17 protein-coding genes are annotated in these 22,182 nt (G+C 54.2%); 4 read left to right on the forward strand and 13 right to left on the reverse strand.

All coding sequences use genetic code 11. The features are described from left to right. Positions 1-135: 135 nt before the first annotated feature. The 11 genes from NST08_RS21925 to tyrS form a co-directional block, all read right to left on the reverse strand. Positions 136-1,083: an ArsR/SmtB family transcription factor gene (locus NST08_RS21925; RefSeq protein ID WP_028404939.1), complete on the reverse strand. Its 948-nt coding sequence runs from the start codon at positions 1,081-1,083 to the stop codon at positions 136-138. Between the two features lie 215 nt (positions 1,084-1,298). Next, positions 1,299-2,699, reverse strand: a complete 1,401-nt coding sequence (locus NST08_RS21930) for a family 43 glycosylhydrolase (RefSeq protein ID WP_186311201.1) — start codon at positions 2,697-2,699, stop codon at positions 1,299-1,301. 141 nt (positions 2,700-2,840) lie between these two features. Next, on the reverse strand, positions 2,841-4,589 hold the full coding sequence (locus NST08_RS21935) for a glycoside hydrolase family 2 protein (RefSeq protein WP_210094994.1): 1,749 nt from the start codon (positions 4,587-4,589) through the stop codon (positions 2,841-2,843). 166 nt (positions 4,590-4,755) lie between these two features. Next, complete coding sequence (locus NST08_RS21940) at positions 4,756-6,546, reverse strand: glycoside hydrolase family 2 protein (protein ID WP_245256036.1); 1,791 nt, start codon at positions 6,544-6,546, stop codon at positions 4,756-4,758. 95 nt (positions 6,547-6,641) lie between these two features. Further along, positions 6,642-7,577 carry a carbohydrate ABC transporter permease gene (locus NST08_RS21945; RefSeq protein ID WP_028404935.1) on the reverse strand — a complete coding sequence of 312 codons (936 nt, stop codon included), beginning with the start codon at positions 7,575-7,577 and terminating at the stop codon, positions 6,642-6,644. A gap of 15 nt (positions 7,578-7,592) precedes the next feature. Further along, entirely contained in the window at positions 7,593-8,561 is a 969-nt protein-coding gene (locus NST08_RS21950; RefSeq protein ID WP_144871373.1) for an ABC transporter permease, read from the reverse strand. Positions 8,562-8,590: 29 nt separating this feature from the next. Further along, positions 8,591-10,330: an extracellular solute-binding protein gene (locus NST08_RS21955; RefSeq protein WP_210094992.1), complete on the reverse strand. Its 1,740-nt coding sequence runs from the start codon at positions 10,328-10,330 to the stop codon at positions 8,591-8,593. Between the two features lie 456 nt (positions 10,331-10,786). Beyond that, complete coding sequence (locus tag NST08_RS21960) at positions 10,787-11,749, reverse strand: glycoside hydrolase family 43 protein (protein ID WP_245256029.1); 963 nt, start codon at positions 11,747-11,749, stop codon at positions 10,787-10,789. Between the two features lie 123 nt (positions 11,750-11,872). Beyond that, complete coding sequence (locus NST08_RS21965; RefSeq protein ID WP_007127489.1) at positions 11,873-12,691, reverse strand: ABC transporter permease; 819 nt, start codon at positions 12,689-12,691, stop codon at positions 11,873-11,875. Then, positions 12,688-13,725, reverse strand: a complete 1,038-nt coding sequence (locus tag NST08_RS21970) for an ATP-binding cassette domain-containing protein (RefSeq protein WP_276824978.1) — start codon at positions 13,723-13,725, stop codon at positions 12,688-12,690. The genes NST08_RS21965 and NST08_RS21970 overlap by 4 nt, the downstream gene beginning before the upstream one ends. Positions 13,726-13,884: 159 nt before the next feature. Then, positions 13,885-15,144, reverse strand: a complete 1,260-nt coding sequence (gene tyrS, locus NST08_RS21975) for a tyrosine--tRNA ligase (protein ID WP_007127487.1) — start codon at positions 15,142-15,144, stop codon at positions 13,885-13,887. Positions 15,145-15,604: 460 nt separating this feature from the next. Here tyrS and NST08_RS21980 point away from each other — a divergent pair, with 460 nt between their 5' ends. From NST08_RS21980 to NST08_RS21995, 4 genes are all read left to right on the forward strand, one after another. Further along, a complete protein-coding gene (locus tag NST08_RS21980) occupies positions 15,605-16,060 on the forward strand; it encodes a MarR family winged helix-turn-helix transcriptional regulator (protein WP_210094989.1) in 456 nt (151 codons plus the stop codon). Between the two features lie 57 nt (positions 16,061-16,117). Continuing rightward, the gene (locus NST08_RS21985; protein ID WP_210094988.1) at positions 16,118-17,548 is read left to right on the forward strand and encodes an MFS transporter; all 1,431 of its coding nucleotides are present in this window, start codon (positions 16,118-16,120) and stop codon (positions 17,546-17,548) included. Beyond that, entirely contained in the window at positions 17,542-18,660 is a 1,119-nt protein-coding gene (locus tag NST08_RS21990) for a saccharopine dehydrogenase family protein (protein WP_210094987.1), read from the forward strand. Before NST08_RS21985 ends, NST08_RS21990 begins: the two co-directional genes overlap by 7 nt. A gap of 528 nt (positions 18,661-19,188) precedes the next feature. Continuing rightward, complete coding sequence (locus NST08_RS21995) at positions 19,189-20,448, forward strand: cytochrome P450 family protein (protein ID WP_007127475.1); 1,260 nt, start codon at positions 19,189-19,191, stop codon at positions 20,446-20,448. A gap of 110 nt (positions 20,449-20,558) precedes the next feature. Here the strand turns inward: NST08_RS21995 and NST08_RS22000 are convergent, their stop codons facing one another. Together NST08_RS22000 and NST08_RS22005 are read right to left on the reverse strand one after the other, a co-directional pair. Further along, the gene (locus NST08_RS22000) at positions 20,559-21,473 is read right to left on the reverse strand and encodes a glycoside hydrolase family 43 protein (RefSeq protein ID WP_210094367.1); all 915 of its coding nucleotides are present in this window, start codon (positions 21,471-21,473) and stop codon (positions 20,559-20,561) included. Positions 21,474-21,495: 22 nt separating this feature from the next. Then, positions 21,496-22,104: a TetR/AcrR family transcriptional regulator gene (locus NST08_RS22005; RefSeq protein ID WP_210094368.1), complete on the reverse strand. Its 609-nt coding sequence runs from the start codon at positions 22,102-22,104 to the stop codon at positions 21,496-21,498. Positions 22,105-22,182 lie beyond the last annotated feature (78 nt).

The raw sequence follows: 22,182 nt of genomic DNA on the forward strand, positions 1-22,182 counted from the left end.
TAATTATGACGTCATATATAATCAATTGAATTTCATCTTCCTTCCTTAACCGTAAAACATGTTTAGTTCAAACGAAAAAAAACAGCCCACAGAAAATCCTCCTGTGCAGCCGTTTCAAATGCCGAATATCCAACTTTAAACGTCTTCCTCTTCCGGGTCCATCGTATATTTCACCTGCATCAAAATATTCTGCTCATGATCTCCGAATTGGCGACCGAACAGGTTCAGCCCGCCCTGGTGTACGGCATCGGGCTTGATGCCGATGCGCAGCCGCAATTTCGGGCTTTCCGAGATGCGAAGATCGCTTAAGGTAACGTCGGAAATCTTCTCCATATCCAGCGTCGTCTTCTCATGATCGACCCGCCATGTTTTGAGAAACCCATACTGCGTCGCCCAGTCATACCACCAGTTCGGATTGAGCTTTCCGCGCCGGTCGCCGAAATCGCCGGGACTGGTCCACATGCCGATCTCCACTTCGTTCACCCATACCGAGATGTTAGAAGGCCAGTTATTGTCGTAATTGGGCGCCTCGGAGCACATCTCCATCGACAGCTCCAGCGATTCGATGCGTGCACCCGCCGGAATATCCATCGGCAGCAAATATTCCAAATACCCTTTGCGCAGCCAGATGATTTGAGCGTTCACATGCTTCGGATGATAAAAGCTCGCCGGTTCGTCCTCCTTGATGATGTAGCCTTCGGCATTCGCCATTCCGCAAGTAGGGTGCACTTCGCAGTCGCTGTAATGCCCGATGGGCATGTCCACCTCATAGACATGCATGACTCCTTTGGGCATGGTATTCCTTAAATTAAGGGCGATATGAATGTCATCGTAATTCCGGCTGCATACCTTCATCGCTCCGCGGGATGCCGGAAGCAATTCCGTATTGATCAGCTCTGCCGCTTCCAATACCTTGATGTTGCTGGCGACGGTCGATACGGGAAGATTAAGCGTCTCCGCGATTTCCATAATGTTTAAGTTTTTGGAATTCAAGAGGCGAAGAATATCTACCCGGGAACGCGTCGACAAAGCATGGGTTACCTTAACAAGCTTCTCCGGGTCGTTAAAACTAAGTTCCAGCACGAATCCGCTCCCCTTTATCTTAATCGTTACAATCATCTTACTTCGAACGGTAGTGAAAAACAATGACGCCTGCCGGTGCTGCCGCTTGGCTTTTCATGATGCTGATCGATTGCGGAATATGAATAATGGAAGGAAAAGGACCTCCGGAAAATCCGGAAGCCCCTCTCGATTGGATTCGCCTTCATTTCAATCACGCGGTACCCGTGTCCTGCATCTTAATTCGCCGGTTTAATATCAAAGAAGTCAATCTCGCCGTAGCCTTCACCTTTCGTAAACCGGATCTTGTTGGCTCCGGCTTTCAGTTGGACTCTGGCTGTGGACAGCCCCCAATTCTCCCAGCCTTTATTCGTGATGTGGAACCGGCTCGGCTCGCCCGAGTTTACGCTCAGCTGCAGATAGGACCAGCCGCCCCCGGCCGTCCCGTTGGCGGTGCGCGCAAGCAAAATATACTCGCCTGCCTCCTGGACGTGAACGTTAAAATCCACGAAGCTCTCCGGGGTATCAATATGACCTGCCTTCAGGCCGCCTGAGCCGTTCGGGCTTTCCGATGCATAGGCCGCCCCGCCGAAAGCTCCCTCCTCCCCTTCATACCGGAGATGGGCCGGTTCGCCGGAAGGCAGAGGAATCGGCGTGTTCGGATCGACCGGTTCGCCGAGATTCGGCGTGCCATCCGCATGCCACGTGAATTTCTGCATCCGAACCTCCCGGTTCCACCCGGCATTATTGTATTTGGCTACATGATACATGATCCAGTCCTCCGTATCATCCGGAGACTTCGTGAACGAATGGTGGCCGGGACCGTAAAGCCCGTTGCCGGACTTGAAAATAGGCTGGTCCCGCTTGGTCCATGAAGCGGGATCCATAGGATCGCTGGATACACTGGCGGTGATCAGTCCCAAGCAATAGTCGTTGGTCCAGCTTCCGCTTGCGGAATAGACAAGAAGAATAAGACCGTCCCGGACGATGACCTGAGGTCCTTCATTGACATGGGGAACATGATTCGTCTCCCAGCTGTACGTCGGCCTGGATATCTCCACCCGCTCCGAGTCGATGGTCCATGGATTGCTCATATGGGCGATGTACAGGTTCTGACGGACGTTGACGTCTCCTTCCCAGCCGGACCAGATGAAATACAGCTCCCCGCCGTGCTGCAGCACCGTCCCGTCAATCGCCCATTTGTTCGTCGGATCGGTGATCTGCCCCTTGTATTCCCACGTGCCTTGGGTCGGATCCGGCGATTTGTTCTCCATGACGTACATGCGGTGATTGACATTGTCTCCGTCATCCTTGGCGTAGTAAATATACCAGGCGCCGTCAATGTAATGCAGCTCCGGTGCCCAAATGTTGCAGCAGCCCGTGTTTACCACCGCTGTAGGGGCCGCATCAATCGTAGTGAGCTGGGCGGATTTCCAGATCGTCACGTTGCCGCCGGTCGTTTTCGTGAAGTAGTAATAGCCGTCCGTATGCTTATACACCCAAGGGTCTGCCCCCTCCTGCATGACAACGTTATAGAAGTTGTTCTGAACGGAGGCCGCTTGCGAGGTCTGGCCGATCGGAAAAACAAGCAGCGCGCATATCGACAGCAGCAAGGTGTTCCTGAAATTCTTATTCATCATCCGGTTCACGTTCCTTTCGGTACATGTATGATCATGCTCCAAAACGGCTATTCGGCACGGCCCGCCTTCGAAACCGCTGCGGGCAGCATTATTAGTTCCTGCTTAGCGCGTTTCGGCCACAGGATGGCAAGCTCCCGGATATCAATCCTCGATGGCCGCTTTACGCGAATTGATGCGGCGGATGACCTCGGGGTCAAACTTCGCCTTTCTTTCGTAGGTATACAACCCGTTGACTTCCTGTTCCACGTCGTACAGCTGCGTGTAACAGAATCCGAACATCATCGGATGATCCAGCAGCGTGCTCGTTAAACCCTCGTAACGCGCAAGGAATTCTTCTTCGGAAGCCGGTCTCTCGCCGTACCCCCAGGCCTTCCCGTCCCTTTGGTCCGGGTTCCACCATATCCCGCCGTACTCGCTGACGAAATACGGCTGCCCTCCATAGGTTTGCCGGTTCGGAAACGTATTGTAAACCTCGCCGCCGTCCTTCATCGACTCAAATTTTTGGCGGAACGTCTCCGGATTCTGATCATAGTCATGAATGTCGAAGATATCGGTGACGACATGGAAGTTCCCGCTGGTGTCGATCACCGGACGGGTTGGATCCATTCGCTTCGTCACCTCGTAAACAATGCGAAGGACATCGTTATGCTGCTTCGTGCCATCCTTATCCCACGTTTCGTTAAACGGGCACCAGCCGACAAGCGCGGGATGATTGAAATCCCGCTCTACGCCTTCCAGCCATTCCGGCAGAAAACGGGACACCGCTTCAGTCGTCGTGATATCCAAGCCCCAGTTCGCGTGCTCGCCCCATACCAGATAGCCTAGGCGATCCGCCCAGTACAGGAAGCGCGGCTCAAAGATTTTCTCGTGAAGCCTGGCCCCGTTAAAACCGAGCTCCATGGAGAGCTCTATATCCCTGCGAAGATCCTCATCGCTCGGCGCCGTGTAGATGCCGTCCGGATAAAAGCCTTGGTCCAGCACAAGGCGCTGAAACACGGATTTGCCGTTAATCCGGAATGCCATGCCGTCAAGACGTAGGGTCCGAAGACCGAAATACGATTGGACGGAATCGCTTGGGCTGCCCTGGTCGGTCAAAGACAGGGCCAGGTCGTACAGCCGTCCGTTTCCTGCTTCCCACAGATGGATCTCCGACAAGGGAACGGTCAGCTTAACCGAAGGTCCGGATACGATCGCGCCGGCTTCGCCGACAAGCCGGCCGTCGAAATAGGCGGAAGCGGCAAGCCGCTCCCCGGCCGCACTCCCTTCGACCGCAATCTCGAGATGCACGCAGGCATTATCCGGATCCCCCACCAATTTCATCGACGCCATATAAGCCTTTGGCACATGCTCAAGCCATACCGTCTGCCATATCCCTGTCGTACGGGTGTAGTCGCAGCCGTGCGAGTGGTATAACCCGCTCTGCTTGCCTCTCGGCTGGCGCCCCGAACGAACGTCGTCCTCCGCATATACCGTAATGACGTTGCTGCCCGGCACGACATGGGACGTAATGTCGAAGCTAAACGGCGTGTACCCTCCGCGGTGCGAGCCGGCAACCGTCCCGTTCACCCATACCTCGGCTGCATAATCGACGGCGCCGAAGTGGAGCAGGATCCTGCCCCCGGCCCAGCCTTCCGGCACGGTGAACGCCCGTTTATACCATACAGCGGCCATAAAGTCTTTATATTCTACGCCGGAGAGCTTGCTCTCCGGACAGAAAGGCACCGTGATCGTCCCGGACAGCTGGTATCCGGGATCCGTCAGGCCGCGGTCCTTGCCGCTCTTGCCGTGGTCGATTTCAAATTGCCACTGGCCGTTCAGATTGGCCCAATCGGACCGGACCCATTGGGGTCTCGGGTACTCGGGGCGCGGGATATTAGATGAATGAGTCATGGTCTACTCCTTTTATGTCTGGATTGTTTTATATTTCAGCATTTTGCAAAATTCGATTCAAGCCGCTCCAGGGTACAATATATAGACGAACTAAACCGTTTCGCTCTATATATTGCTGATTGAAAGTCGCTCTGTGGATTCTTGCAAAATCCTTATTTACAAAAGCCTATCTTGCCATTTCGGGATCAGCCTGCTGCGACTCGGTACGCATATCCGGTTCCGGACTAAGCGGCTCGGTTAGCGTCCCCGTCATAATCCCGCGGATCTTCGCAAGCGGCGCTTTCGGCCGCCTGTCGTAGGTGAGCAGACCGTTGATCTCCTGCTCGACATCGGTCAGCTGCGTATAACAGTAGCCTTGAACGACCGGCGAGGTCAGCATCGGGTCGACGACGGCCTTGAGCCGGATCAGGAAATCCTCCTCGCTGTCCGCCCCCGAGTATCCCCAGCCCTCCCACTCGCTCTTCTTGAAGGCGATGCCTCCAAACTCCGATACGAGAATGGGCTGCCCTTGATAGGAAGCGCCTCCGACGAAAATGCTGCGGTTGGCCGGCATCGCTTCCACGGCGGATTGCACGCTCTTATACCGCTTCTCCAGCACCTCTTGACGGCTCTCATAGTCGTGAATCGTGACCAGGTCGGTGGTCATATGCTCCCAGCCGTCGTTGTACACCACCGGCCGCGTATCATCCAGCGATTTCGTCAAATGATACATGGCCAACCCGTGCTGCTGCTGCCGGCTGTCCATGCGGACATTCGGGATTCCCCAGCTTTCATTCAGCGGAACCCAGGTGACGATGCACGGGTGGTTATAATCCCGCTCGATGATCTCCTGCCATTCCTTGGTGAAGCGGCGCACATATTCTTCGGAATAGTCATACGCATTCGCCGCCTCGCTCCACACAAGCAGCCCGAGCCGGTCGCACCAATAAAGGAATCTTGGATCCTCCGTCTTCTGGTGCTTCCTCACGCCGTTGAAGCCCATCTCCTTGGTCAGCTCCACGTCGCGTCTCAGCGCATCGTCCGAAGGAGCGGTTAGGATGCCTTCCGGAAAATACCCCTGGTCCAGCACCAGTCTTTGATAATACGGCCGGTTATTCAAGCACAGCTTGCCGTCCTCGATCGACACCTTCCGCATGCCGAAATAGCTGGCAACCTCATCGACGACCTCTCCGCCGCATACGAGCCGAAGCTCCAAATCGTACAGATTCGGATGCTCGGGGCTCCACAGCCGCCCAAGGCCATGATCCGTGAAATCCCCGAGGCCGATGGTCCGCAGCTGCTCGCCGCTGCGGATCGAATATTGATCCTCGGCCACGACTTCGTTCCCGTACGCTACGGTAACCTGAAGCTTTATATCATCTGCCGCCTTCAATCCTTCAACGAAGGTGCGAATCCGGATTTCATTCCGATCGATATCCGGCGTAACCACCGTTTTTCTAAGGTGCACGGCGGATAAAGGCTCCAGCCAGACGCTCTGCCAAATGCCCGTCGTCCGCGTGTAGAAGATGCTGGCCGATTTCTCAAGCCAGTATTGCTTTCCCCTCGGCAGCGTAACATCACGGCTGAAGTCCTCGGCCCTGACCACCAGCGTGTTGCTCCCTTCAACGAGGAAGCGGGTAATATCCGCTTGAAACGGTGTGTGGCCCCCTTCATGAACAGCCGCAAGCTGCCCGTTAACCCAGACCTTTGCCAGATAATCGACGGCGCCGAAATGAAGCAGAATGGTTTTTCCCTTCCAATTATCCGGGATGTGAAAGCTTCTTCGATACCACACCACGTCATGGAAAGAGGGATCCCCGATGCCGCTCAGCTTGCTTTGGAACGCGAAGGGCACGTTGATCTTTCGGGGGAATGAAGCGGAGCCGTCCGCCTCATACCACCGTTCCTGCTCGCCGACGTCTCCGTCGTCAAATCCGAATTCCCACTCTCCATTAAGGCTCAGCCATGCCTTGCGCATGAACTGGGGCCTCGGATATTCCGGTCGCGGAGGCTGCGTATGGTTTGTTTCTGTCGTCAAGATGTCATCCACTCCTCATCGATTCATTGTTGTATCTATCCTTTGATCGAGCCTACGTAAACGCCTTTAACAAAATACTTCTGCAGGAACGGGTATACCATTAAAATCGGCACCGTCGAAACGACGATCGCGCAGTATTTCACCAGCTCCCGGAAAGCGTTCGCGCTCTGGGCGCTGTTAATGACGACGCCGCCGGCGCTTCCGATCGACGTTGCCGTGGCGTCGTTCGCCACCAAAATTTCCTTCATTAACAGCTGCAGCGGGAACAGCTGCCGGTCTTTAAGCAGCACCATCGCATTAAACCAGGAGTTCCAGTTCCCGACCAGGTAATACAAGAAAATGACGGCGAGCGTCGCTCTCGACAGCGGCAGGATGACGTTGACCAGAATCTTCGCCTGGCCTGCGCCGTCGATCACGGCCGCCTCCTCCAGCTCCCTCGGTATGGCCTGGAAGGCGGTCCGCAGGATGATGATGTTCCATGTGCTGATGGCGGTCGGCAGAATCATCGCCCACAGATTGTTGTACAACCCGATGTCCTTCATCAGCAGGAACCAAGGAATCAGGCCGCCGCCGAAGAACATGGTGATGGTGATCAGGATCATGATGAAATTTTTGAAATACAAGTCCCGTCTGGACAGCACGTATGCCCCTAATATCGTCATGACCATGTTGACTAGCGTGCCGAGCCCGACGTAGATCATCGTGTTTTTATACCCGTTGAGCAGGCTGTTGTCTTTGAATACCAGCTTATATCCGTCAAGCGTGAATCCAAGCGGCTTGAACAGCGCGCCTTTATGCGCAATCAGAGCGGTAGGGTCGCTGACCGAAGCGAACAGGATATGCAGGATCGGGTAGAAGCATACCAGCGTCAACGCGGCCAATAATGTATAGTTTGCGAAATCGAATACGAAGTCTCCCACCGATTTATGCTTTCTTTTACCTCGTGCTTTGATCTTCTTGTTATCGATCATGGCCATCTCCTTCCCCTACCATAAGCTGGTTTCCGATCTGCGCTTCACGATGTAGTTCGTCACCCAGAGCAGCCCGAAGTTGACGATGGAGCTGATCAGCCCCACCGCGGCGGAATAGCTCAGACTGGCTTCCCTGAGGCCCCGGCGATACACGTAGGAAGCGATGACGTCGGCCGTCTCGTAGGTGAGCGGATTGTACAGCAGAATGATTTTCTCGTAGCCGGATGACATCAGGCCGCCGATCGCGAAAATAAACAAGATAATGATGACCGGACTGATCTGCGGCAAGGTGATGTACCACATTTTCTTAACCCTGCTGACGCCGTCGATTTCAGCCGCCTCGTACAATGCCGGATCGATCCCGCTCATGGCGGCCAGATAAATGATGCTGTCCCACCCGATGCTCTGCCAGATGCCGGAGAAAGTATAGATCGGCCGGAAGAATGAGGAGTACCCCAGGAGCGAAGAGTACTCTTTGCCTGTAATGAACTGCAGCAGTTGAGTAATAATTCCTTCATCCGCCGTGAAAATATGGATGATCCCGCACACGACGACCAATGAAATGAAGTGCGGCATGTACGTAACGGTCTGCACGGTTCGTTTGAACTTGGACGACCGGACCTCATTCAGCATTAAAGCGAGAATGATCGGCGCCGTGAACCCGAAGGCGAGAGCCCACACATTCAGCATCAGCGTGTTCTTGACGACCCTCCAGAAATAAGGTCCTTGGAAAAAATCGATGAAATGCTTAAAGCCTACCCAGTCGCTTTCCCCGAATCCAAGCAGCGGCTTGAAATCCTTGAAAGCGATCATGACGCCCCACATAGGGCCGTAGCAGAAGATCAGGTACCATGCGATCACGGGCAGCGCCAATAAGTATACGAACCAGTTCTTCTTCATATCCCGCTTGATCAGCAGGCTCTTCCGTAGTTTGGCTTCCGCGGGAGCCGGGCTCATCTTCCTGTTTTTTCGAATGATCTCCATGATTCAACCACCTATTCCCGATATGGAAGCTATCGTTGGTTATACCGGTCCAGCGCCGCCTGATGGAGACTTAAGAATTCGTCCAAGCCCATGCTCTGCGCTTCCTTCAAAAACTGGTCATATGCATTCACAGGCAGCTCGCCCATGATGATCTTGGCAAAATACTCTCCCCGAAGCGTAGACAGCTGGTTTCCAAGCTCGGCCTCGCGCGATGCCTCCTCTTTGGTGAAGGTGATCGGCGGCATGGCCATGCTGGTGTCCATGTTCTCTGTCCAATATTTCCGGATATCTCCGGAATAGCTTCCCTTCGCCACGATCAACGGGTTAGCATGATGCTCGTCGCGAATGTTCGGCCAGCTGTGCATGCGGTATTTCCACAGCGTCGTGGCGACCGGCTGTCCGTCCGGATCATTGTAAATGTAGCTGTTCTCAGGGAAATACGGCATTCCCTTGTCATCCACCAAATGAACGGTGCCATACTCGCCGAAGTTGATCAGTTCCCATCCCTTTTTGCTGTAGTTAAAGTCCAGCCAAGCCATGGCTGCTTCCACATTGTCCGCTTGGGTCGTAATCGCCGCCTCGGTGCCGGTGCGCATGAAGTTTTTGTACGTCGTCGCCGATTTATCGCCTTCGTTCAGGATCGGATTCAGCGCACCAACGAAATCGATGTCGTTCTGTTCCTTCCAATAGCTCCACATCGTATCCGGGGAGTCCATGATGACCGCCGTATCGTCTGAAATGGCGCTCGCCATCCGCTGGTTGAAGTCGGCCGTTGCCCAATCGCGGTTAAGGAGACCCTCCTTGTTCCACTTCTGCATGGTCGCCAAGTACTCTTTCGCTTTCGGCTGCGCAGGCCCCCATTGCACCTTGCCGTTCTCGTCCTGGAAGGTCCAGTCCCATACGCCGTAAGCGCCGTTAATGATGCCCGTAAAAATTTGGCCGTAGCTCGATCCGTAGTTCAGCGGGGTCTTGTATCCGACCTCCTGGCATTTCTTCAAGAACGCGTACCATTCGTCGATGGTGTTCGGCACTTCCATCCCCGTCTTGTCGAGGGCTTCCTGCTTGATCAGCATGCCGAACCAGGTCCATTCCGAATACGGAGCGATTCCGTAGAAGCCGAGCAGCCTCCCGTCGTCCGTCACCGTCGTCTTTCTTCTCATCTCGTGGGAATTGCGCCAGGCCGTATAGTTCGGAGCATGCTTCTCCATCAGGTCGGTCAGGTCGATATAAGCGCCGTCGTTAACCCCGGCTTCCAGGCCCCCGGGATACCGGCCCGGTTCAATGATGATGTCCGGGAGCTCGCCGGAGGAGATCATCAGCGTGAATGCATCCGCTTCCTGTCCTACCGGCGGCGTGATGAAATTCACCTTGATCCCGGTCAATTTCTCGATCTGTTTCTGAACGGCATGGTTGTTCATATCCGGTATATTGGAGTTGGCAGGCATCCAAACATCCAGCACGACCTCTTCCTTGAACGGATAGGCGGAGTAATCGCTTGGAATGACTTCGTCGTATACATCGCCGAGGTATGTATCGTTCAGCGTGTTGTTCACCTCGTCGATTTGCTCTTGCGTCGGAGCCGTATTGCCGCGGATGCTTGCGCTAATGTCCGTAAACTCGACCTCATTCTTCTTCTCGGTGGACACGGCCTCTTCGTTGCCTTCCGGCTCATCCTTCCCGGAGCCGCCGCCGCTGCATGCGGTTATGGCCGAAATCATCAGTATGGAGATCAGGAATAAATGAATCACACGCTTAAATTTCGCTTTCATCGTAATCCTCCCATAATCAAAATTGGTTGACCTTCCGTTCCAAAAACCCGCTCTTGCCTACTTCCCCCTTTTCGAAATCAAAATGCTAAAGGTCTCTCCACAAACACCCTTGTTTAATACAATAAAACCGTATCTTTAATCGAAGTATAGGCATGATTTCATCATCTGTCAACGCTTTCATACATTAATTTTGTAATTATTATTCCTTCAAGCAATTCCCCATATCGTACAACAAAAAGTCGTTTCGAGGGGTCGAATACAGATAAAACCCCAATAGTGACAAGGTTTTCGGGTGCATTAATTCAATTTGCTATCGATCTATTTGGATTGAAACAATCAATAATCCCGAAATAAAAAAAGCCTTTTATTACGAAATTTCTGTAATAAAAGGCTTTTTACTTCGGATCCTTCGTTGCTATCGGCTGCCCTTTTTCAATGGGATACGGATCTCCTGCATCATTCTCCCGAAGGGACGTAGAGCGCGTCGGAATCGCCTGCCGGAATTCCGAAATCCGGCGTTCCGTCCGGATGCCATCCGAACTTCTGAATGCGGGTGGCGCGCAAGCGGGTATCCGCTCCCGGTTCAGGGAGGGCATGATAGACGATCCAGTCCTCCGTCCCGTCCGGGGACTTCGTAAAACTGTTATGTCCGGTCGCATAAATGCCGTTCTCCACGCTTTTGCGAAATACCGGTTCCGGGGATTTCATCCACGCATCCGGATTCATCGGATCGCTGGACGCGTCCATCGTCAGCATGCCCAGCGCATAATCCTCGGACCATGTCGTGCTGGCGGAATAGACAAGGAAGATGCGGCCGTTCCGATGGAGAATGACAGGGCCTTCGTTAATGGCCATGCCCCCCTGCTTCTCCCATTCCATGGTTGGAGCGGTAAGCAGGACATGCTCGCCGGTCAGCGTCCATGGATCAAGCATACGCATGATATAAATTGCCGAGCCGTAATCCGGAAACCGGCCGTATCCGGCATACAGGAAGTAGAGCTGCCCCTGCAGCGTCATCACGGTACCGTCCAAACCTGGGACGGGCGTGTCAAGCGCCCCTCTCCATGTCCATTCGCCCTCCATGGGGTCGTCTTCTCCGTTCTCCAGGACGCAAATCCGGCGGGTATCGTCGCCTCCCCCGTCATTCGCCGTATAATAAACATACCATTTACCCTGAACATGATGAATTTCCGGAGCCCATAAGTTATGGCTGTATCGGCCTCCCGGCTCCGGCGCCCAAATCGTTTTCTTCCGGCCTTCGGCGATCCGGCTCAGCGAGTCTGATTTCGTAAGCTCAATACGATCCCGGGCCGTATGCATGAAATAATAGAAGCCGTCGGTGTGCTTCCACACCCAAGGATCAGCCGCTTGCTCGACAATCGGATTGTGAAACGTTGCAGTTTGGGGCAATTTCTCCATCTCCCTTCGCATTTCGCGTCAGGCCCTTCGCTCGGGTGCTCTTCCATGGATCCTCCCGGACCTTTGCGTTACGTTCCATCTTACCGATGCCGTTTTATGCTGTCTATGCTAAATTGAGTATATTTAGGTCCGGCGCATATAAGCCCGAACCGTCAACGGAGCGAATAGCGCCACGATGACGGCGGCGCCGATCAGCGAAATGGACAGATCCCAGCCTACGGTTCCCGAGTTGGTCAAGTCCCGGACGGCCGTAACCAGATGCGATATCGGATTGATATTCACGAACCATTGCAGCCATCCCGGCATCGTCTCGACCGGCACAAACGCATTGGAAAGAAACGTGAGCGGGAACAAAACGATCATCGAGATGCCCTGCACGCTGGAGGCCGTACGGGCGATCACCCCGAAAAAGGCGAAAATCCAGCTGATCGCCCAAGAGCAGACGATGACGAGGAGCGCGGCGAGCGCCACGTAGCCCAAGCCGCCGCCCGGATGATAGCCCATCACATATCCCATGGCAAAGGTCAGGACCGTTGCGATGGTATACCTGACGGTATCCGCCAGCAGGGCGCCGGCAAGCGGCGCGATTCGCGCGATCGGCAGCGATTTGAACCTGTCGAACACGCCTTTATCCATATCCTCTCGGAGCTGTACGCCGGTAACGACCGACGTCGTGATAACGGTCTGCACGAGAATGCCGGGAATGATGACCGGCAAGTAGCTTTGCACGTCGCCGGAGATGGCGCCGCCGAAAATATACGTGAACATCAAGGTAAAGAGAATCGGCTGCATCGTCACGTCAAAGAGCTGCTCCGGCGTTCGCCGGATCTTCAGCAGCCCCCGATACGCCATCGTAAACGAATTGCGCAGGGACTGGCCGAAGCTGGTGCGGTTTTTCAGCCGGGAATTGGTGCCGGGTTTCATCTTCATCACGCTGCTCATACGCTTGCCTCCTCAACTTGCTTCGAATGTGGTCCCCGGGACGGATGCGATGTTTGAGCCTTCGCAGCATGCCCGGTAATCGTCAGAAATACCTCATCCAGCGTCGGCTTCTGGACGCTCATCTCAGCTAAGCCGATCCCCGATGCGCGAAGCTCGATCAGCAGGTCCGTGACCAGATCTGCATTCGCCATCGGCGCCGTGATCGCTCCGGCCTCCGGGGAAACCATGGAAGGCGCCTGAAGCACCCGTTCAACCATTTGGCGGGCCTGCTCGATGTTCGCCGGATCCCCGACGCGCAAATGGAGCGACGAGGTGCCAACCGATGCCTTCAGTTCATCGGCGGTCCCTTCGGCAACGACCCTGCCGTGATCGATGACCGCGATCCGGTCGGCCAGCTGGTCCGCCTCCTCCAGGTACTGCGTCGTGAGGAGTACGGTCGACCCCGTGCTCACCAGCCGGCGGATCGTATCCCACATCTGGGATCGGGTTCGCGGGTCGAGACCCGTTGTCGGCTCATCCAGAAAAATAAGCGGCGGCTGGGCAATCAGGCTTGCCGCCAAATCGAGCCTGCGGCGCATGCCGCCGGAAAATTGCTTGAGCGGCCGCTTTGCCGCTTCCGTTAAACCGAACTCCTCAAGCAGCTGTCCTGCCTTGCGTTTCGCTTCCGCGCGTCCAAGCCCGAGCAGCCTTGAGAAGATGATGAGGTTTTCGGTCGCGCTGAGCGATTCGTCAACCGACGCGTACTGGCCGGTGACCCCGATCAATTGCCGGACGATCTGCGCTTCCTTCAGCACATCGTAGCCGAAGATGCGCGCCGAGCCGGCATCCGGACGCAGCAGAGTTGCCAGCATCCGGATCGTGGTGGTTTTGCCCGCACCGTTGGGTCCGAGCACGCCGTATATGCTCCCAGTCCGGACCTTCAGCTCCACCCCGTCCACCGCCTTGTTGTCGCCGAACGTTTTGACGAGCCCGTGCGCTTCGACTGCCCAATCCCCGCTTCTTGGCTCCCATTGGTATTGATTGTTCTGTTTCACTTGATTTCCTCCAATCATCGTGATGGTTGATGAAAGAAGGTTAACATGCTTATTTAAACGGAATTTAAATCCGCCTCGGGAGCAACAGGCAAAAAAGCGCCCCAAGATCGAATGATCTTGGGGCGCTTCGAGGTTATCGTCTGAAATCAGAGGATGTTCTTACGACATTTTGACCAAGCTGTAGTTCTTCTTCCCCTTGCGGATGATGATGAACCGGCCGCCGATCGCTTGGTCGGCGGTTACTTCATGGCCGACATCGCTAATGCGCTCGCCGTTCATGGAGATGGCGCCGTTATTGATGTCCTCGCGCGCCTGCCGCTTGGAAGGCTCGATGCCGAGGTCGACCAGCCAATCCACGATATTTTTCGTCTCCGGACCTGCCTCGTAAGTCGGCATTTCCTTAAAGCCCTGCTCGATCTCATCGGCCGTCAAGGACTTGATATCGCCGCTGAACAGCGCTGCCGTAATGCGCTTCGCCTGCTCCAGCATTTCCTCGCCGTGCACGAACCGCGTCATTTCCTCGGCAAGCGTTATTTGCGCTTCGCGTTTATGCGGCTCGGTCTCCACCTTATGGGCAAGCTCCTCGATCTCCTCTTTCGAGAGGAACGTGAAGTACTTCAAGTATTTCACGACGTCGCGGTCGTCGGTGTTGGCCCAGAACTGGTAGAACTCGTACGGCGTCGTCTTCTTCGGATCGAGCCAGATCGAGCCGCCGGCCGTTTTCCCGAACTTCGTGCCGTCGGCTTTCAGCATCAGCGGAATCGTCAAGCCGAACGCCTTGGCGTCCGCGCCTTCCTTTTTCCGGATGAGGTCAAGGCCGCTTGTGATGTTGCCCCATTGGTCCGAGCCCCCGATCTGGAGCTGCACGTCGAAATTCTTGTACAGATGCAGGTAATCCAGCGACTGCAGAATCTGGTACGAGAACTCCGTGAAGGAAATGCCGCTCTCCAGCCGGCTTGCCACGACGTCCTTCGCCAGCATCGTGTTGATGCTGAAGTTTTTGCCGTAGTCGCGCAAAAATTCGATGACGCCGATGTCCTTCGTCCAATCGTAGTTGTTCACCAACCGGATCTGGTTGTCGCCCTCGGTGATGAACAGCTTCTTCATCTGCTCGGTCAGGGCGTCCACGTTGGCCTGTACCTGCTCGAGCGTCTGCAGCGAGCGCTCGGTTTGGCGTCCGCTCGGATCGCCGATCGTCCCGGTCGCGCCCCCGATCAGAATGACCGGACGGTGTCCTGCCATCTGGAAGCGCTTGAGCACCATAAACGGGATCAAATGCCCGATATGCATGCTGTCGCCGGTCGGGTCGACGCCGCAGTATACGGAGATTGATTTTTCATTCGTCAATTCGCGGAGGCCTTCGGCATCCGTCTGCTGATTGATGGCATCGCGCCACTCGAGTTCATCGATAATGTTCATGTCTACATTCCACTCCTTGAATTCAATACTTCTGCATGTGAAACAGCTTTTAAAGGCTAGGTTAAAACCATAAAAAAACGCCCCCATGTCTATCACAGACACAGGGACGATTGAACACCGCGTTACCACCCAGATTGCACCCCTCCAAGCGCCGGCGCCTAGGCCGCAAGCAAGGATGCCACTCGTCGGCGAGTTAACGTTCGCCTCTTCCCGCTCGGCATTACCCGAGATACTCCAGAGTGTATTTCACCGGCTTAATATGTGCCAAGGTTCCATCCTCCTCGGCTTTCTGAAACAGGGATTAAGCAAGCTACTGGGCTCTTTCAACGTATATCCTATATAAGATTACAGACAGTATAGTGAAATACGAATTGAATGTCAACTGGCCATCTGATTCGATCTTGCTGCTCAGGCTCACACCATACTTGACAGCCTATTGTTTAGATCCTAAACTAATGGCATGAATAATGAATCCAACCCAACCAATCAGGAAGCGAACCGGGGCAGCAAGAACTTAGGCCGGTTGATTCTGCAGCTGAGACGCCTGGAGCGCCAGCCTCATACATTCGGCCATGCAGGCAAATTAACGCCGAGCGAGATCCATACGATTGACGCCATCGGTTATGACGGAGCCATCCTCATGAGCGAGCTAGCAGCACGGCTTGGCGTGACAAAGGGAGCCATTACGCAGGTGGTTGATCGGCTGGAGGCTAAATCGCTTGTGATCCGTTCCCCCCATCCACATGATTCAAGAAGCTCGATCGTTTCGCTCAGCGAAGACGGAAAGGAGGCTTACCGGGCTCACGAGGCCGTGCATCTCGAATTCTATAATCAGCTGAGATCGCAGCTCAGCGAACAAGAAATAAAAATTTTTGAGAAGAGCATTGAGATATTAAATAATATGCTGAGCAAATAACTATTTTTTTTCGATAAATAGTTTAGTTACTAAACTAAAATCCAAGGGAGGCTTCCCATGAATCTCGATACCAATCCGGCTCTCATCATTACAGCGAAACATCGATGGTGGCTCTTGTTTTCAATTTGTACTGGCGCATTTCTGTCCCATTTTACTGCCGGCGTTGTGAATGTATCGCTTCCTTCTCTTACATCGGTATTCCAAAAGGATTTGGATATCCTGCAGTGGATTACGACGGCATACTTGCTTGTCATTACGGCATTGCTGCCCATCATGGGGAAATTGGGCGACCGTTACGGGCATGGTCTCATTCATAATATGGGCTATTTGATCTTTGCCGTAAGCTCTCTTCTGATTGCCTTGTCTCCAAACGTCCTTGTCCTAGTCTCGTTTCGAATCCTCCAAGGGATTGGAGCCGCCATGTTTCAAGCAACCAATATTGCGCTGATCCAGCTTTGTTACCCTAAAGAACAAAGAGGCCGCGCCCTCGGCATCATGAGTTCGGTCGTCGCCCTCGGAGCCATGACCGGCCCGCTCGCCGGTGGACTCATTGCCGAACGGTTAAGCTGGCACTGGTTGTTCCTGGTACATCTGCCCGCTGCAGCCGGAGCGGCTGCACTCGCTTGGCGATTCATCCCCATGCAGCGTCCTAACGGCGATTTGCCATCCATAGACCGAGTAAGCGCATTGTTATTCGTTGCCATTGCCGCATCGGTGACTTATGGGTTATCCAGCGGGAATGCGCAGGGCTGGTTTTCCCCAATCATCCTTTCGGTTTTTGGCGGCGGCGGGTTCGTGCTCACTTTGTTCTTGCGGCGGGATTTGCGCATGCCCGTCCCCTTTTTGCCTTTGCAAGTTCTGCGCGTGCCTTCAGTCTCATCGGGGTTAGTCATAAGCTGTATCTCCTTTGTGCTGATTAATGCCGTATTGGTTGTCATGCCTTTTTATTTGTCCCATATGACCTCATATCCTCCCGTGTATATCGGCTTGATCATGACGGCTTATCCCCTGCTATTTGCCATATCCAGCCCGGTGTCCGGACATTTATCCGATCGAATCAATCCCCGGCTGCTCATGTTGACCGGACTCGCTTTTATCGTAACTGGACTTGCGGTTTTTTCTTGTTTTCTAGCTGATCTGACGGTTCCCGGCTTGGTAGCCGTACTTGCCTGGATAGGGCTGGGCATGGGCTGCCTGGCTGCGCCAAACAACGGTTACATCATGCGCAGCGTCCCCTTCCGGTATGCCGGCTCGATTGGAGGCATGATTGCACTGACACGAAATGCCGGAATGGCCCTAGGTGCAGCATTAGGTCTCGGCATGGTAACCGGACATACGGGAACGGAGTTATCGTTTGCTGATTTTGAACGGATTTTTAGAATCAACGTGATCATCGGCCTATGCTCCTGCGCTGCTTTGGGTTATGGAGCGTACCTGGAGCGCCGAAGCAAGTCCATTTCTAAACAATCGGAGGAAACAGGATGTTGAAAGATAAAATCGTCGTCATTGGCGGATATGGCCAGGTTGGGCAAATGATATGCAACGACCTCGCCTTCTTCTATCCCGGCAAAGTCTTCGCTGCAGGAAGAAGTCAAGGGCGGGCGGAAGCATTCAGCCGCGCCACGCAGGGCCGCGTGGAGCCGCTGCGCATCGATGCGGATGCAGGCGTAGACCCCGCGTTGTTGTCCGAGGTTAAGCTGGTCATCATGTGCTTGGACCAACAGAATTCGTCATTCGTTCAAGCCTGTATCGGGCAAGGCATCCATTATATAGACCTTTCGGCGGATTATCGATTGCTGTCTCAAGTGGAGCTGCTGCATCCCCTGGCCGTTACTCATGGGGCTACCGCCATCCTGAGCGTCGGTCTTGCACCGGGCATGTCGAATCTTCTATCGCTCCATGCCAAGCAGCAATTGGATGTTACAGAGGCTATCTATATATCGCTTATGCTGGGTCTCGGAGATTCCCACGGTAAAGCGGCCATTGAATGGACCGTTGATAATTTGCGCTCCAACTTTACGACGATGGAGCAAGGGAAAGTGATACAGCATACCAGCTTTGCCGACGGGCGCAAAACGGATTTCGGCAACGGACAGGGCAGCCGCACAGCATATCGATTTAATTTTGCCGATCAGCATATATTGCCGCGTACGCTTCAAGTGCCAAGCGTATCGACACGGCTTTGCTTTGACCACCCCTTCATCACCGGGTTATTATCCTGCCTCAAACGGCTGGGCAGCCTCAAGCTGCTGAATATACCCTGGATTCGGGATGCTGCTGTTAAAGCCTTTGCATCCATGCGGATCGGTAAGCCCATGTTCGCATTGAAAGTCGATGCGGTGGGCAAGAAGCAGGACCAGCCCGCGCTTGTGGAATGCTTCCTGCAAGGCGTTCACGAGGCCGAACTCACTGCAAAAGCGGCTGCAATCGTGGCTAGAAGGGTCTACACTTCCGATATGCCGCATGGCGTCTTTCATATCGAGCAGTTGTTCACCTATGATTCCTTCGTTGAAGAACTGCGGGAGATGGCGCATATATCATCACGGCTTCGCATCGGAACGTCGCCTGGCTCGGACCAGATGACAGAGACCTCAAGCTGAGAATAGCGAGCGAATATTTAGATGGTTAAGGGCTAACGCATTCTCCATAATTCAAATAACCGTCCCGATGGATTCCATCAGGACGGTTATTGCCGTTTTATTCTACGCCTTTATCCATAAAGCCCAGCGTTTGCAATGTACGCAATCTTGTAAACGCAATCATGATTCGAGTAGGACCGGCCAAACATTCGTACTTGTGTTTAGGGCCGTAGCTCCTCAAATCCGTGACCATGTCATTTTGCGGCGCCGGTTCGACGATCCGCCATACGGACCGCCTGAATTTGACCGCGCTCTGATCACTAATCTATAATTATATTGAACAATTGTTCATTATTTGGATCATTCATTAGGAGGGAGGTTATCGTTGTCCGGAAGCTATTCATCGGAAATATCTACTATTCTTAACGTGGCTCAAGTAAGGAGGAAATGGTTGTTTATTGGTAGGAATGCAAGACATTGCAGATATTGAAGTCTGCTTGCCATTTAGAGTGGGGAGACAAAATCGACCTGTGAGAGAGGATGGTTACCATGGACAGATCGAAACTAAGCGCATCAGATCAAGCCGGATTCAGCTTTTTTGGCGGGAAGAACGATACAGACCCGTTCCCGTTATTCGCTCAGCTTCGCGCTAGCGGTGCCGTGATTCCGATTCCGAATCCGCTAGGCGGTTCCGGGGGAACGTGGATCGTCACTCAGATGGAGGAAGCCATCCAGGTGTTGAAGGATCACGCTCGCTTCACCGTGGATCCCAGCTCGCTCGACGGTTATCAAGACATTCGGAGAACGCTCGCCGAAACGGCGGAAGCATCCGCTCCAGCGACCTTTTTTACCGGCAAATCCATGTTATTCGTCGACGAGCCAGATCACAAGCGGCTGCGCGGCCTGGTTTCCAAAGCTTTCACGCCCAGATACATGGAAAGCTTGCGCCCCCGCGTTCAAGAAATTGCCGACGAGCTCCTCGACCAGGTACAAGCTCAAGGGCGGATGGACATCGTCAAGGATTATGCCTATCCGTTACCGATCAATGTCATTTCCGAAATGCTGGGCGTACCGTTGGAAGACCGGGACCAAATCCGCGTTTGGTCTGAGGCGCTCGCACGCGGCCTTGGCTATGAGAAGCAGGATCCAACGGTCGCAGCCCATATGAGCGCCTTCGGCGAATATACCGCACGGCTTGTAGCGGATAAACGAAAGCGCCAGGCCGAGGATTTGATCAGCCAGCTGATCGCCATCGAAGAGGAAGGGGACCGCCTGAACGAGGATGAACTGATCTCGATGATTACCTTATTGATCTTTGCCGGCCACGAAACCACATCCAACCTGATCGCGACTGGAACCTTGATGCTGCTGGACCATCCACGGCAATGGGAGAAACTCAAAGCCGATCCCGGTCTCGTGCCGTCAGCCGTCGAGGAGCTGCTTCGCTTCAACGGACCTGCTACGGCCTCGGGACCGCGCTATGCCACCGAAGACGTTGAGCTTGGCGGACAGCGGATTAAGAAAGGGGATATCGTGATCCCCGTGTTGAAATCGGCCAATCGGGACGAAAGCCAGTTTACCGATCCGGAAGAACTCGATGTTGCGCGTCGGATCAAACGCCATCTCGCATTCGGGCATGGGATTCACATGTGCTTGGGGGCGCCGCTTGCCCGCGTTGAAGGCGATGTAGCGTTCGGCACGTTGGTCAAGCGCATGCCGAATCTGAAGCTCGCCATCCCAAGGGAGGATATCGCCTGGCACTTTACGCTCTCCTCGCAGAGCTTGGCTTCACTGCCGGTCACGTTCTAAAGGGCAGCGCATCCGCTCTCGGGCGCATATCCCGCCCTTCGGCATTTACCGCTTTTAGCAACAGAACTTACCGTAAAGAAGCGCCTGCCGTTAAATCGGCAGGCGCTTCTTTACGTCATTTTCACAGGCAAAATCCGTCCATCCTCCGAAAACTCCATGACGTCCAAGCACAGGACTCGATGATTCCGATCCGTCTCCGTCAGCGGCCGTCGATGGTAGACGATGTACCACTCCTCTTCGCCCGCCTGGATGAAGCCGTGATGGCCGGCCCCCGTCGCCACGTCCGGATCCTGCTCCAGGATTTTCCCGACGCGTTCGAACGGGCCAAGGGGAGAAGAGGCGCAGGCGTAGGCCACGGAATAATCCGGTCCTCCCCATCCCCCTTCCGCCCACATGAAATAATAGAGCCCCTTCCTTTTGACCATACACGGTCCTTCAACGTATTGGTCCGGCGTAATCTCCGCATAAGTGCTGCCGTCCTCGAACCGACCCAGGCTGATCATGTCCTCGTTCAGCTTGACGACATTACAGCGGCCCCACCCGCCGTAATACAAATACGCGGTGCCGTCATCGTCGATGAATACATGCGGATCGATGGGCTGGGCTCCATGATGGAAGCGGTCGATGAGCGGCTTGCCGATCGCGTCGCGGAAAGGCCCCTCCGGCTTGTCGGCGACGGCGACGCCGATTCCCCCGTACTCGTCATCACTCTGAATGTCATTGGCGCAAAAGTACAAATAATACCGTCCGTTCCGTTCGATCGGCGACGGCGCCCACAATGCCCGCTTCGCCCAAGGAATCCGGTCGATGTCCAAAATGCGCTCCACCTTCGTCCACTTAGCCAGATCCTCGGAATAGAACGCATCGAAAAACGTCTGCTCGTCATAAGGAGCCGAGTATGTCGGATAGATCCAGTACCGCCCTTCAAATATTCTCGCTTCGGGATCCGCGTACCAGCCGGGGACGATCGGATTAGGAGCAAGCTGTGCGTGCTTTCCGTCCGTCCGTTTTTCATGCTTCGCCATCTTCATTCCTCCTGTCGATAGGTTATATTCCTTTGCCTTGTTGAGCGCAGAGCGACTCCAGGTGGGAGGTTACCAGAGCCTCAAGCCTTTCCACTGGCAGCCGATCCGGCTGCATCATGCGATGCATGGCGAGCCCGTCGATCAGCGCGAACAATTTTTCCGTCTCCAGATCGATATTCAAGTCGGGGCTTGCCAGCTGGTTCTTGACGATCTCGTCCACCACGAAACGGGAGACCTTATGGATCCCGTCTTGAATTTCCGAGCTTAATTTCCTTAGTTCGGGATAGACCAGCGCCTTCGAATGAAACGCAAACCACACCTCCATTTCCAGCGTTCTCTCTTCATCGACGGGCAGAAATTGCAGCAGCAGCCGCTTCAAGTCCTCCATTAAAGGCCCGTGAAGCTCGAATGTCTCCAATCTGTGCTCGACCCGCTCGACGAACATATTCATGCAAAAGGCAAACAGCTCAACCTGCGTCGAGAAATAATGGCGCATGGAACCGACGGACAATCCCGCCTCTTCCGCGATGCGGCGTACGGTTGCCTGCTCCAGGCCCGAGCGCCGGATCACGTTTAATGCAGCCTCTGCGACCAAGCGTCTTTGGGTGTCATGATTCACGATTTTTGGCATGGCTCTATTATACGCCCTTTTCTTTTTTAGTACAACGTGTTAAAAACCTTTTTGGTACATTGTACTAAATAAAATCGG

Source organism: Paenibacillus sp. FSL K6-1566 (assembly GCF_038050475.1).
Classification (GTDB): domain Bacteria; phylum Bacillota; class Bacilli; order Paenibacillales; family Paenibacillaceae; genus Paenibacillus_AQ; species Paenibacillus_AQ lactis.